Source organism: Streptomyces sp. NPDC004667 (assembly GCF_040609475.1).
GTDB lineage: Bacteria > Actinomycetota > Actinomycetes > Streptomycetales > Streptomycetaceae > Streptomyces.
This window is the reverse complement of sequence record NZ_JBEXKC010000050.1, coordinates 45,173-57,848: the sequence shown is the minus strand read 5'-3', so window position 1 is coordinate 57,848 and position 12,676 is coordinate 45,173. Positions and strand designations below refer to the sequence as shown.

At 71.0% G+C, this 12,676-nt stretch carries 10 protein-coding genes and 2 pseudogenes; all 12 read left to right on the top strand.

Annotated elements, in window-relative coordinates:
- Positions 1-55: 55 nt before the first annotated feature.
- Positions 56-313: pseudogene (locus ABZW32_RS25440) on the top strand (hypothetical protein); the annotation flags it as partial.
- Positions 310-705, top strand: a pseudogene (locus ABZW32_RS25435) (NTP transferase domain-containing protein); the annotation flags it as partial. The pseudogenes ABZW32_RS25440 and ABZW32_RS25435, both read left to right, overlap by 4 nt.
- A 333-nt stretch (positions 706-1,038) precedes the next feature.
- Positions 1,039-1,953 carry an N-acetylneuraminate synthase family protein gene (locus ABZW32_RS25430; protein ID WP_356219697.1) on the top strand — a complete coding sequence of 305 codons (915 nt, stop codon included), beginning with the start codon at positions 1,039-1,041 and terminating at the stop codon, positions 1,951-1,953.
- A gap of 36 nt (positions 1,954-1,989) precedes the next feature.
- Positions 1,990-3,174 (top strand): hypothetical protein, encoded by a 1,185-nt coding sequence (locus tag ABZW32_RS25425; protein WP_356219678.1) that lies wholly within the window; start codon positions 1,990-1,992, stop codon positions 3,172-3,174.
- 137 nt (positions 3,175-3,311) lie between these two features.
- A complete protein-coding gene (locus tag ABZW32_RS25420; protein WP_356219694.1) occupies positions 3,312-4,556 on the top strand; it encodes an amidohydrolase in 1,245 nt (414 codons plus the stop codon).
- A 242-nt stretch (positions 4,557-4,798) separates the two neighbouring features.
- Positions 4,799-5,869, top strand: a complete 1,071-nt coding sequence (locus ABZW32_RS25415; RefSeq protein ID WP_356219676.1) for a BMP family ABC transporter substrate-binding protein — start codon at positions 4,799-4,801, stop codon at positions 5,867-5,869.
- A 240-nt stretch (positions 5,870-6,109) separates the two neighbouring features.
- Positions 6,110-7,768 (top strand): ABC transporter ATP-binding protein, encoded by a 1,659-nt coding sequence (locus tag ABZW32_RS25410; protein ID WP_356219692.1) that lies wholly within the window; start codon positions 6,110-6,112, stop codon positions 7,766-7,768.
- The gene (locus ABZW32_RS25405) at positions 7,765-8,880 is read left to right on the top strand and encodes an ABC transporter permease (protein ID WP_356219673.1); all 1,116 of its coding nucleotides are present in this window, start codon (positions 7,765-7,767) and stop codon (positions 8,878-8,880) included. The genes ABZW32_RS25410 and ABZW32_RS25405 overlap by 4 nt, the downstream gene beginning before the upstream one ends.
- On the top strand, positions 8,877-10,139 hold the full coding sequence (locus tag ABZW32_RS25400; RefSeq protein WP_356219670.1) for an ABC transporter permease: 1,263 nt from the start codon (positions 8,877-8,879) through the stop codon (positions 10,137-10,139). Before ABZW32_RS25405 ends, ABZW32_RS25400 begins: the two co-directional genes overlap by 4 nt.
- On the top strand, positions 10,136-10,534 hold the full coding sequence (locus ABZW32_RS25395) for a cytidine deaminase (protein WP_356219667.1): 399 nt from the start codon (positions 10,136-10,138) through the stop codon (positions 10,532-10,534). Before ABZW32_RS25400 ends, ABZW32_RS25395 begins: the two co-directional genes overlap by 4 nt.
- A 139-nt stretch (positions 10,535-10,673) precedes the next feature.
- A complete protein-coding gene (locus tag ABZW32_RS25390) occupies positions 10,674-11,951 on the top strand; it encodes a thymidine phosphorylase (RefSeq protein ID WP_030231066.1) in 1,278 nt (425 codons plus the stop codon).
- 97 nt (positions 11,952-12,048) lie between these two features.
- Positions 12,049-12,639, top strand: a complete 591-nt coding sequence (locus tag ABZW32_RS25385; protein ID WP_356219665.1) for a Uma2 family endonuclease — start codon at positions 12,049-12,051, stop codon at positions 12,637-12,639.
- Positions 12,640-12,676: the final 37 nt, after the last annotated feature.

Here is a 12,676-nt window from a genome sequence, read left to right as displayed (position 1 = left end):
CGGGTGCTGAGTTCGCCGCCGGCGAGGTGGGCGGCCCAGCCCCAGGGGCAGAGCGCTCGCCGCGGACCGGCTGCCGCCCGTGGCCCCGTACTACACGCTCGCCACCGCCCCCGGCTACCTCCCCGGGATCCTGGCCCGCCACCGGCTCGCCCCCGACGGGACCCCGCTCCCAGGGGCCGGCGCCCGTGCGGCGGGGGAGTCCTCCGGGGCGCGCCGCTGGCTCCGCACCCACCTGCGCGAGGCCGCCCGGGGCGCCTACCGGCACGGGGTCCAGCGGGTGGCCCCGGTGATCCGACGGCTGGGCGAGCTGTGAGGGTCCTCGCGGTGATCCCGGCCCGCGGCGGGTCCAAGGGGGTGCCCGGCAAGAACACCGCACCCGTTGGCGGGATCCCGCTCGTCGCCCGCGCCGTGCGGGCCTGCCGGGCCGCGCCCACCGTCACCGACGTGGTCGTCTCCACCGACTCCCCGGCCGTCGCGGCGGCCGCCCGCGCCGCGGGAGCCGCGGTGCTCACCCGGCCCGCGGCCCTCTCCGGGGACACCGCGAGCAGCGAGGCGGCCCTGCTGCACGCCCTGGACTCCTTCGAGGAACTGCACTCCCTCACCGTGGACGTGCTCCTGCTGGTCCAGTGCACCAGCCCCTTCCTGACCCCCTCCGACGTCGAGTCGGTCGCCGCGGCCGTGGCCTCGGGAGCCGCCGACACCGCCCTGACCGCCGCCCCCTTCCACGGCTTCCTGTGGCGGACGGGACCCGACGGCCGCGGAGCCGGGGTCAACCACGAGGCGGCGTACCGGCCCCGCAGGCAGGACCGCCCCGCCGAACTGCTGGAGACCGGCGCCGCCTACGCCATGGACGCGGCCGGCTTCCGCGCCGCCCGCCACCGCTTCTTCGGCCGGACCCTGCCCGTGCCGGCCGACCCGGCGCGGGTCCTGGAGGTCGACGACCCGCACGACCTCGCCCGCGCCCGCCTCCTGGCACCCCTCCTCGACTCCCCCCACGCACCGGACCCCGCCCCCACCGATCGAAGGACACCCCCTGCCATGACCGTCGCCACCCCCAACTCCCGTCAGCGCAGCTTCGGTTCGCGCATCGTGGGCCCCGGCCACCGGGTCTACGTCGTCGGCGAGATCGGCATCAACCACAACGGCGACCTCGGCACCGCCTTCGCCCTCGTCGACGCCGCCGTCGACGCGGGCTGCGACGCCGTCAAGTTCCAGAAGCGCACCCCGGAGATCTGCACCCCGCGCGACCAGTGGGACGTCGAACGCGACACCCCCTGGGGGCGGATGACGTACATCGACTACCGCCACCGCGTCGAGTTCGGCGAGGCCGACTACCTGGCCATCGACGAGCACTGCGCCCGCCGCGGCATCGCCTGGTTCGCCTCCCCCTGGGACACCGAGGCCGTCGCCTTCCTGGAGAAGTTCGACCTGCCCGCCCACAAGGTGGCCTCCGCCTCCCTCACCGACGACGAACTCCTGCGCTCCCTGCGGGCCACCGGCCGCACCGTCGTCCTGTCCACGGGCATGTCCACCCCCAAGCAGATCCGGCATGCCGTCGAGGTGCTCGGCAGCGACAACATCCTTCTCTGCCACGCCACTTCGACGTACCCGGCGAAGGCGGAGGAGCTCAACCTGCGGGTCATCAACACCCTCCAGGAGGAGTACCCGAACGTCCCGATCGGCTACTCCGGCCACGAGACCGGCCTGCAGACCACGCTCGCCGCCGTCGCCCTCGGCGCCACCTTCGTCGAGCGGCACATCACCCTCGACCGCGCCATGTGGGGCTCCGACCAGGCCGCCTCCGTGGAACCCGGCGGCCTCGCCCGCCTCGTGCGCGACATCCGCACCATCGAGACCGCACTCGGCGACGGCGTCAAGAAGGTCTACGCGTCCGAGCTCGGTCCCATGAAGAAGCTCCGCCGCGTCCAGGGCCAGGCCCCGGCAGCGGTCTGACCCGGCCCCACCCCTCCTCCAAGAGCGGAGCACCCGGTGAACTCTCCCGCCCCCACGCTGGCCCTCGTCGAGAGCCCGGTCCAGCTGCTCAACGTGCTCGAATGGGCCCACGCCCACGCCCACACCCACGCGCATGCCGAGTCCGAGGCCGGGGCCACCGCGCCCCTGCTGTCCGCCGTCCCCCGCCAGCCCGGTTCCCTCCCCGGCCGCGCCGGCCGCCCGCAGGACGGCCCGCCGCGGCCGGCCGCCGGGTGGCTGCGCGTCGTCGTACTGCCGCCCACCGACCCGATGTCCCGCGGGCAGCTGCGCCGGGTCGCCGGAATCGCCCGCGACGAGGGCCACGCCGTGCACTGGCAGGAGGCCCGCGGCGGCTCCGGCAGCCCCGTGGGGGCCCTGACCGCCCTCACCCCGGCCGTGCGCCGGGCCGGGCGGATCGTCGTCGGAGACCCCTTCTCGCGGCTCGTGCAGCTGCTGCTGGTCCCGGCCCGCACCGCCGAACTGGTCGTCGTGGACGACGGCACCGCCACCATGGAGTTCATCGCGCAGCTCGGGCGCGGCGAGCGGCTGCGCCGCTGGCACCGCACCGGCGGCGGGACCCTGTCCCGGGCGCGCGAGCTCGCGTACGCCCCGGTGTCGGGGACGGCGCGGCGCCGGCTGACCCCGCGCGGCGGGCGCGTCACCGAGGTCTTCACCTCGATGCCGGTCACCCCGCTGCCCGGGATGCGGCTGCGCGTGAACGACTTCGCCTGGACCCGCTCCCGCTTCGGCCCGCCCCGTCTGACCAAGGGCACCGACCTCGTGGGCACCTCCCTGGTGGAGACCGGGGTCGTCGACCCGGCCCGCTACCTCGACGCGGTCCGCGCCCTGACCCTGGAGCACGGAGCGACCCGCTACTTCGCGCACCGCCGCGAGTCCCCGGAGAAGCTGCGCGCACTGAGCGCGGCGACCGGGCTGGAGATCGTGCGCCCGGACCTGCCGCTGGAGCTGATCGCCCGGCGCGGCCCGGTCGGCCGTACGATCGTCAGTTTCCCGTCCACCGTGGTCCACACGCTGCCCTACGCGCTGAGCGGGACCGGCGTGACGGTGGCCGTATGCGATATCGACCCCGCCTGGCTCACCGCCGCCGCCTCGCCGAGGGCCCGCAGCTTCCTCGCGGGCGTCACCGAAACGGCCCGTGATGTGCGCAGACTCCCCGCTCAGGCAGCCCCCGCGGCCGGATGAGCGCGCGAGTTTACCCCCGGCAGCATACGGTCATGCGTCCAGAGGCCGGGTTTCTTTCCCCTAACGGCATGAACTTTTGGTGATCTCCGGCCAGTTGACCCATCCGTGGGCCTACCCTTCAACGGGTGAACCAGTTGATGTCCCGCGAGTCCCAGACCGCCCTGCCCGGCACGCCCGACCGGCCCGAGCTGCCCGGCAAGCTTCCGGACCACCTGCGTGCCGAACTGATCGCCTTCCGACGGGACTTGCACATGCATCCCGAGCTAGGACACCAGGAGTTCCGCACCACGGCGGCGATCAAGGCCCGGCTCGAAAAAGCAGGCCTGCGCCCACGCGTGCTGGACTCCGGCACGGGGCTGATCTGTGACGTCGGGACCCGGGACGGGGGGCGGCCGATGCTGGCCCTGCGCGCGGACATCGACGCCCTGCCGATTCCGGACGCCAAGACGCACGTCGCGTACCGCTCCACCGTCCCGGACCGCGCCCACGCCTGCGGGCACGACGTGCACACGGCCGTGGTCCTCGGCGCGGGCCTGGTGCTCGCCGAGCTCGACCGCCAGGGGCTGCTGCCCCGCCCGGTGCGGCTGCTGTTCCAGCCCGCCGAGGAGGTACTGCCGGGCGGCGCGAGCGAGGCCATCGAGTCCGGGGTGCTGGACGGCGTGGGGCGGATCATCGCGGTCCACTGCGACCCGCGCGTCGACGCGGGCCGGATCGGACTGCGCACCGGGGCGATCACTTCCGCTTGTGACCGTCTGGAGGTCAGCCTCTCCGGCCCGGGTGGTCACACGGCCCGCCCGCACCTGACCACCGACCTGGTGACGGCCGCCGCCCGCCTCGCCGTCGACGTCCCCGCCCTGCTGACCCGGCGCATGGACGCCCGCTCGGGCATGTCGGTCACCTGGGGCCGGATCGAGGCGGGTCACGCCTGCAACGTCATCCCCATGCAGGCGGAGCTGTCCGGCACCGTCCGCTGCCTGGACCTGAACGCCTGGTACGAGGCCCCCGACATGATCCACGCGGCGATCGACGAGGTCGCCACGATGCACGGGGCGAAGTTCGAGATCAACCACGTGCGCGGGGTCCCCCCGGTGGTCAACGACCCGGTCGTCACCGAACTGCTGCGGGAGGCGATGGCGGCCCGCTGCGGAGCCGGGTCGATCGAGGACACCGAGCAGAGCCTCGGCGGCGAGGACTTCTCCTGGTACCTGGAGCACGTCCCCGGCGCCATGGCCCGCCTGGGCGTCCGCAGGCCCGGCGACACCGCCAAGCGCGACCTGCACCGGGGCGACTTCGACGTCGACGAGAGCGCGATCGCCGTCGGCGTGGAGTTCTTCACCGCCGCCGCGCTGCTCGACGGCTGCCGCGCGGGCGTGGCCGGATAGCGCACGAGCGGCAAAGCGGGGGCAAAGTCCGTACCCCGATCCGTTCTCCACCAGTGGGGCTGTCCAGCCCTTGGTACACAAGGGCTGGGCACATGTCGCGTTACCGATCGGTCACTGTCCGGTTCGCGACGATCCGATAACGACTCATGAACGGGCCTTTAACTGACATCTACGCGCGTTACGATCGCCGCTAAACCAGCGCCGGTCGTGGCGCTTCGGTCAGGTTTTGAAGGAGCCTCCCCTTGCGCCGGATCACCAGGATCGCCACCGTGGGCATCGCGTCCGCGGCGCTGGCCCTCTCGGCCACCGCCTGTGGCGGAAAGAAGTCCTCGGACGCCTCGTCCTCGTCGTCCTCCTCGTCCTCGGAGACGAAGAGCGCCGGCGCCGCCATCGCCTACGACGTCGGCGGCCGCGGCGACCAGTCGTTCAACGACGCCGCCTACGCGGGCCTCGAGAAGGCCGAGAAGGACCTCAAGGTCAAGACCGCCGAGGCGGAGCCCACCGAGGGCGAGAGCGAGGCCGACAAGGTCCAGCGCCTCACCGAGCTGGCGCGCAAGGGCAACAACCCGGTCATCGGCGTCGGCTTCTCCTACGCCCCGGCCATCAAGAAGGTCGCCGCGAAGTTCCCGAACACCACGTTCGGCATCATCGACGACACCTCGGTGACCGACAAGAACATCGCCAACCTGGTCTTCAACGAGGAGCAGGGCTCCTACCTGGCCGGCGTCGCCGCCGCCAAGGCGTCGAAGTCCAACACCGTCGGCTTCATCGGCGGCGTCGAGGTTCCGCTGATCAAGAAGTTCCAGGCGGGCTTCGAGCAGGGCGTCAAGGACACCAACCCCAACGCCAAGGTGCTGTCGGCCTACCTGACCCAGCCGCCGGACTTCTCGGGCTTCGCCAAGCCGGACCTCGGCAAGGCCACCGCCAAGGGCCAGCTCGACGGCGGCGCCGACGTGATCTACGCCGCCGCCGGTCTCGCGGGCTCGGGCGCCATCGAGGCCGCCTCCAGCGCCGGCAAGTGGGCCATCGGCGTCGACTCCGACCAGTACAACCAGGCCGGTCTGTCGAAGTACAAGGACCACATCCTGACCTCGGTCACCAAGGACGTCTCCGACGCGGTCTACAACCTGATCAAGTCGGTCAAGGACGGCAAGCCGGAGTCCGGCGAGGTCCGTTACGGCCTGGACAAGAACGGTGTCGGCCTGGCCGACTCCAACCCGAAGTACAAGGAAATGACGGACGTCACCGCCGCGGTGGAGAAGGCCAAGGCCGACATCATCGCGAAGAAGATCACCGTCAAGACCGCGCCGTAAGGCCCTTGTCTGACGCGTAGTCGTGGTCCCCGGGGTCCGGAAGCGGTCAACCCGCTCCCGGACCCCGAACCGCGTCTCCGCCCCCAGTCCGTGCGAACTTGTGGCCAGTTGGCCGCAAGTTTTCACTTTCGACAGTGCTACGCGCGTAGAGGCATCGTGGACGCGATACCTTCTCTCCCCCGCCCTGTCCCCCCTGCCAACTTGGCTTTCCAGCTCCTTCCGCGCCAAGGAGAGTGCGTCATCAACGCGTCCAGCCCCCCTCTCGCCGTAGAACTGCACGGCATCACCAAGCGTTTCCCCGGCGTCGTCGCCAACAAGGACATCGCCATCTCCGTCCGCAAGGGCACGGTCCACGCCCTCATCGGCGAGAACGGTGCCGGCAAGTCGACCCTGATGAAGATCCTCTACGGCATGCAGAAGCCGGACGAGGGCACCATCGCCATCGACGGGGAGCAGGTCTCCTTCAACAACCCGGGCGAGGCCATCGCCCGCGGCATCGGCATGGTCCACCAGCACTTCATGCTGGCCGACAACCTCACCGTCCTGGAGAACGTCGTCCTCGGCGGCGAGAAGCTCTACGGCATCGGCTCCAAGGCCCGCAAGAAGATCATGGAGATCTCGGACGCGTACGGCCTCGGCGCGCGCCCCGACGCCCTGATCGAAGACCTCGGTGTCGCCGACCGCCAGCGCGTGGAGATCCTCAAGGTCCTCTACCGCGGCGCGAAGACCCTCATCCTCGACGAGCCCACCGCCGTGCTCGTGCCGCAGGAAGTGGACGCGCTCTTCGACAACCTGCGCGAGCTCAAGGCCGAGGGCCTGACCGTCATCTTCATCTCGCACAAGCTGGGCGAGGTGCTGAAGGTCGCCGACGACATCACCGTCATCCGCCGCGGCACCACGGTCGGCACCGCCGACCCGAAGACGGCGACGACCAAGCAGCTCGCCGAGCTGATGGTCGGCACCGAGCTGCCCTCGCCGGAGACCCGCGAGTCCACGGTGACCACGACCCCGATGCTCAAGGTCGAGAGCCTGACCGTCGCCGAGTCCGGCACGGTCACCACCCCCGAGACCTCCGCGCCGGCCCCGGGCGACTCCGACACCGACCTGCGCGAGGCCCCGGTCGCCGGCCGCCTCCTGCTCGACGGGATCGGCTTCACCATCCACAAGGGCGAGATCCTCGGTATCGCCGGCGTCGAGGGCAACGGCCAGACGGAGCTGATCGAGGCCCTCATGGGCATGATCAGCCCCGACGCGGGCGTCATCACCCTCGACGGCGCCGACATCACCAAGATGCCGGTCCGCAAGCGCCGCGAGGGCGGCATCGGTTACATCCCCGAGGACCGCCACCGGCACGGCCTGCTCCTGGAGTCCCCCCTCTGGGAGAACCGCATCCTCGGCCACGTCACCGAGCGGCCCAACTCCAAGGGCGGCATCCTCGACCCGAAGGCCGCCCGCAAGGACACCGAGCGGATCGTCCGCGAGTACGACGTCCGTACCCCCGGTATCGACGTCACCGCGGCCTCGCTCTCCGGCGGCAACCAGCAGAAGCTGATCGTCGGCCGCGAGATGAGCCACAACCCGAAGTTCCTCATCGCCGCCCACCCCACCCGTGGTGTGGACGTCGGCGCGCAGGCGCAGATCTGGGACGCCATCCGCGAGGCCCGTCGCGAGGGCCTGGCCGTGCTCCTGATCTCGGCCGACCTGGACGAGCTGATCGGCCTGTCCGACACGCTGCGCGTCATCTACCGCGGTCGCCTGGTCGCGGACGCCGACCCTGCGACGATCACCCCCGAGGAGCTCGGCACCGCCATGACCGGCGCAGCCAGCGGGCACCTCGAAGCCCAAGACGACCACTCCGCCGGGGTCGACGGCGACACCACGGAGGACGAGGCCCGATGAAGAAATTCGACAAGGACCGGCTGCTCCTCGCAGCTGCCGGACCGGTGCTCGCGCTGGTCAGCGCCCTGGTGCTGACCATGATCGTGCTGGCCCTCTCGGGCGTGGACCCGATCGACCCGCTGCGGATCATGATCGAGCAGGCGAGCTACGAGGACATCCAGGTCCTGATCATCAATCAGGCCGGCATCTACTTCCTGGCAGCCCTGGCCGTAGCCATCGGCTTCCGGATGAACCTCTTCAACATCGGCGTCGACGGCCAGTACCGCCTCGCGGCGATGATCTCCGCCGTGGTCGGCGCCTCGGTCTCGCTGCCCGGGCCGCTGCACGTCCTGCTGATCGTGCTCGTCGCCATGGTGACCGGTGCCTTCTGGTCCGGCATCGCGGGCATCCTCAAGGCCCGCCGCGGCGTGAGCGAGGTCGTCTCCACGATCATGCTCAACGCCATCGCGACCTCGCTGATCGCCTGGCTGCTCCTGCCGAAGAACCTCGGCGTGCAGCCGCCCGGCTCGAACGACCTGACCACCGGTGACATCCCGGAGTCCGGCTGGTTCCCGGCCCTGTCCCTGTCCGGCGGCGACATCTACGGCTTCACCTTCATCGCCTTCGCGCTCGGCGTCGTCTACTGGTTCGTGCTCAACCGGACCCGCTTCGGCTTCGACCTGCGCGCCTCCGGCGCCAGCGAGTCCGCCGCGCAGGCCTCCGGGGTCGAGCCCAAGAAGATGATCATGACTGCGATGCTCATCTCGGGCGCGGTCGCGGGTCTGACAGGCATGCCGCTGCTGCTGGGCGAGTCGCACACGTACAACCTGTCCTTCCCGCTGGGTGTGGGCTTCACCGGCATCACCGTCGCTCTGCTCGGCCGCAACAACCCGATCGGCATCTTCTTCTCGGCCTTCCTGATCGCCTTCATCGACAAGGCGTCCGCCGGTCTCGACACCGAGGGCTACGCCAAGGAGATCGGCACGATCATGCAGGGCCTGATCGTGATCGCGGTCGTCGTCAGCTACGAGCTCGTCCGCCGCTACGGCATCCGCCGCCAGCAGCAGAAGGTCGGCGAAGAGCTGGCCGCCGGCCACGCCCTCAAGACCGACAACAAGGAGGTCGCGGCGTGAGCACCAGCACCGTTTCCGCGACGAGCGCCGCGCCCAAGGGCGGCGGCCGCCGCAAGCTCACCCTGCCCTGGATCCTGCTGATGATCGCGGGAGGCCTCGCACTGATCTCGGTCGTCCGGCTGATCTCCGGAGCCAACGACCTGACCTCCGTCGGCCAGGTCTCCGGCGCCCTCCAGCTCGCGGTGCCGATCGCCCTCGCGGGCCTCGGCGGCCTGTGGGCCGAGCGCGCGGGCGTGGTCAACATCGGCCTCGAAGGCATGATGATCCTCGGCACCTGGTTCGGCGCCTGGGCCGGCTACCAGTGGGGTCCGTGGACCGGTGTCCTCGTGGGCATCATCGGCGGCGCGATCGGCGGTCTGCTGCACGCGATCATCACCGTCACCTTCAACGTGAACCACATCGTCTCCGGTGTGGCGATCAACATCCTGGCCGTCGGCTTCACCCAGTACCTGTCGAACTTCACCTTCGACAAGACCCCGGGCGGCTCCTCCAAGCAGTCCCCGCGCATCGATTCGATCACCGAGATCACGATCCCGGGACTCTCGGACTGGATGGCGACCCTCCAGGGCAAGCACTGGTTCCTGATCTCGGACGCCGCAGGCGTCATCGGCGGTCTGGTCACCAACCTCTCGCTGCTGACCGTCGTCGCGGTGCTCCTGGTCCCCGCCACCTGGTGGGTGCTGTGGCGCACGGCCTTCGGCCTGCGACTGCGCTCCTGCGGTGAGAACCCGATCGCCGCCGAGTCCCTCGGCGTCAACGTCTACAAGTACAAGTACATCGCGGTGATCGTCTCCGGCGCGATGGCCGGCCTCGGCGGCGCCTTCCTCGCGATCGTCTCCACCGGCATCTACCAGGAGGGCCAGACCGGCGGCCGCGGCTACATCGGTCTCGCCGCGATGATCTTCGGTAACTGGATGCCGGGCGGCATGGCCCTCGGCTCGGGCCTCTTCGGCTTCACCTACAGCCTCCGCCTGCGCGGCGGTGCCGAGAACGTCCACGCGATGCTGCTGCTCCTGGCGATCCTGCTGGTGCTCGTCGTCGTCTGGCAGCTGTACAAGAAGAAGCACGTCCAGGCCGCCGTCGCGGCGGTCTGCGCCGTCGGCCTCTTCATCTGGTACGCGCTCACCGACCAGGTGCCGAGCCAGTTCGTCGACGCCGCCCCGTACCTGACCACGCTGCTCGTGCTCGCCCTGTCGGCGCAGCGCCTGCGGATGCCCAAGGCGGACGGCATGCCGTACCGCAAGGGCCAGGGCAAGTGACCGCGGAACACGCGGTGGACTGGGAAGGCCTGCGGGCCGCCGCCCGGGTCGCGATGACCCGGGCGTACGCCCCCTACTCGGGCTTCCCGGTCGGGGTGGCCGCGCAGGTCGACGACGGCCGGGTCGTCACCGGCTGCAACGTCGAGAACGCGAGCTACGGACTCGGCCTGTGCGCCGAGTGCGGCCTGGTCTCCTCCCTCCAGGCCACCGGCGGCGGCCGTCTCACCCACTTCACGTGCGTGGACGGCAAGGGCCAGAGCCTCGTCCCCTGCGGGCGCTGCCGCCAGCTGCTCTACGAGTTCGGCGGCCCGGACCTGCTGGTGGACACGCCCGACGGGATCCTCCCGCTGAGCGCGATGCTGCCGCAGGCCTTCGGGCCCGACCACCTGAGATAGCCGTGCCGACGGCCCTCCGCCCCTGCCGGGCGGAGGGCCGTCCCGCTTCCGGTGGGCCGGTCGGGCCCCGCTCGAACCCCCCTCGAACATTTCCTGAACTCCCTCCCCCATCTCTATGCGCGTAGAAGGAAGTCACCTCATGGACGTCATCTCCGTCATCCGGACCAAGCGGGACCGTGGTGAGCTGAGCCCCGAGCAGATCGACTGGGTCATCGACGCCTACACCCGCGGGGTCGTCGCCGACGAGCAGATGTCCGCTCTGGCCATGGCCATCCTGCTCAACGGCATGAACCGGGCCGAGATCGCCCGCTGGACCGCCGCGATGATCGCCTCCGGCGAGCGGATGAACTTCGACTCCCTCTCCCGCCCCACCGCCGACAAGCACTCCACCGGCGGCGTCGGCGACAAGATCACCCTCCCGCTGGCCCCGCTCGTCGCCGCCTGCGGCGCGGCCGTGCCGCAGCTCTCCGGCCGCGGCCTGGGCCACACCGGCGGCACCCTGGACAAGCTGGAGTCCATCCCGGGCTGGCGCGCGCTGCTCTCCAACGAGGAGATGCTGAACGTCCTCGACACCACCGGCGCCGTCATCTGCGCGGCGGGCGACGGCCTGGCCCCGGCCGACAAGAAGCTGTACGCCCTGCGCGACGTCACCGGCACCGTCGAGGCCATCCCGCTGATCGCCTCCTCGATCATGTCGAAGAAGATCGCCGAGGGTACGGGCTCGCTCGTCCTGGACGTCAAGGTCGGCACCGGCGCGTTCATGAAGAACATCGAGGACGCCCGCGAGCTGGCCTCCACCATGGTGGCCCTCGGCACCGACAGCGGCGTCAAGACGATCGCCCTGCTCACCGACATGTCCACCCCGCTCGGCCTGACCGCGGGCAACGCCCTGGAGATCCGCGAGTCCGTCGAGGTCCTGGCCGGCGGCGGCCCCTCCGACGTGGTCGAGCTGACGCTGGCCCTGGCCCGCGAGATGCTGGACGCCGCGGGCATCAAGGACGCCGACCCGGCGAAGGCCCTGGCCGACGGCTCCGCGATGGACGTGTGGCGCCGGATGATCTCCGCCCAGGGCGGCGACCCGGACGCCGCCCTGCCGGTGGCCCGCGAGCAGCACGTGGTCACCGCCTCCGCCTCGGGCGTCCTGACCCGCCTCGACGCGTACGCCGTCGGCGTCGGCGCCTGGCGCCTGGGCGCGGGCCGCGCCCGCAAGGAGGACCCGGTCCAGGCCGGCGCGGGCATCGAGCTGCACGCGAAGCCGGGCGACACGGTCACCGCGGGCCAGCCGCTGATGACCCTGCACACGGACACGCCGGAGAAGTTCGAGTACGCCCTGGCCTCCCTGGAGGGCTCCTACGACGTGGCCCCGGCGGGCACGGCCTTCTCGGCCACCCCGATCGTCCTGGACCGCATCGCCTGACGCGCGGCCCACCCGTACGGCTGAACGGGACCGGTGGACGCCCACCGGTCCCGTTCGTCATGCTGGGATTGGTGACGAACCGATTGAGGAGCACACCATGAGCGCACTCACCGTCCAGCACGAGCCATCCGGTGGCGAGGGCTGGGACGCGCTTGTCCGCCTCTGGGAGGAGTCGGACTGGCCGGAGGGCTGCAAGGTGGAGATCATCGAGGGGATCGTCACCGTGGCACCACCGCCCGCCAACCAGCACAACTACATCGCAGGGAAGCTGCACCGGTCACTACTGGCTGCCGTTCCCGACGACTGGGATGTCTACCAAACCCTCAACGTCGCAGTGCCGTCGCGCAGTGGGCTCTACGTTCCGGATCTGGCTGTGGTACCCGCCGAGGTGGTCAACGCGGAGGGGAACTTCGTTCCGGCCGCGGCAGCCGAGCTCGTCGTCGAAATCACGTCCAGGTCGAACGCCGTCAACGACCGCGTGTGCAAGCTCAACGGCTACGCCGCCGCAGGCGTCCCCCTGTACCTCCTCATCGACCCGCACGCGACGGGCGGGCCCGCCATCTACCTCTACGGTGAGCCCAGCGACAGCAAGTACCGCGTCCTGCACGCGGGCAAGTTCGGTGAGGCCGTCCTGCTGCCCAAGCCGTTCGAGCTCACTCTCGACACTTTCAGCTTCCCCCGCCCCTGACCCTCAGCGCCGCGGCAGCGCCTCCCCGCCCCGTGGG

What these genes read in the sequence shown, in the direction of transcription:
- ABZW32_RS25430 (WP_356219697.1), top strand. Translation starts at nt 1,039, where the DNA reads ATGACCGTCGCCACCCCCAACTCCCGTCAGCGCAGCTTCGGTTCGCGC.
- ABZW32_RS25420 (WP_356219694.1), top strand. Translation starts at nt 3,312, where the DNA reads ATGTCCCGCGAGTCCCAGACCGCCCTGCCCGGCACGCCCGACCGGCCC.
- ABZW32_RS25405 (WP_356219673.1), top strand. Translation starts at nt 7,765, where the DNA reads ATGAAGAAATTCGACAAGGACCGGCTGCTCCTCGCAGCTGCCGGACCG.
- ABZW32_RS25390 (WP_030231066.1), top strand. Translation starts at nt 10,674, where the DNA reads ATGGACGTCATCTCCGTCATCCGGACCAAGCGGGACCGTGGTGAGCTG.
- ABZW32_RS25385 (WP_356219665.1), top strand. Translation starts at nt 12,049, where the DNA reads ATGAGCGCACTCACCGTCCAGCACGAGCCATCCGGTGGCGAGGGCTGG.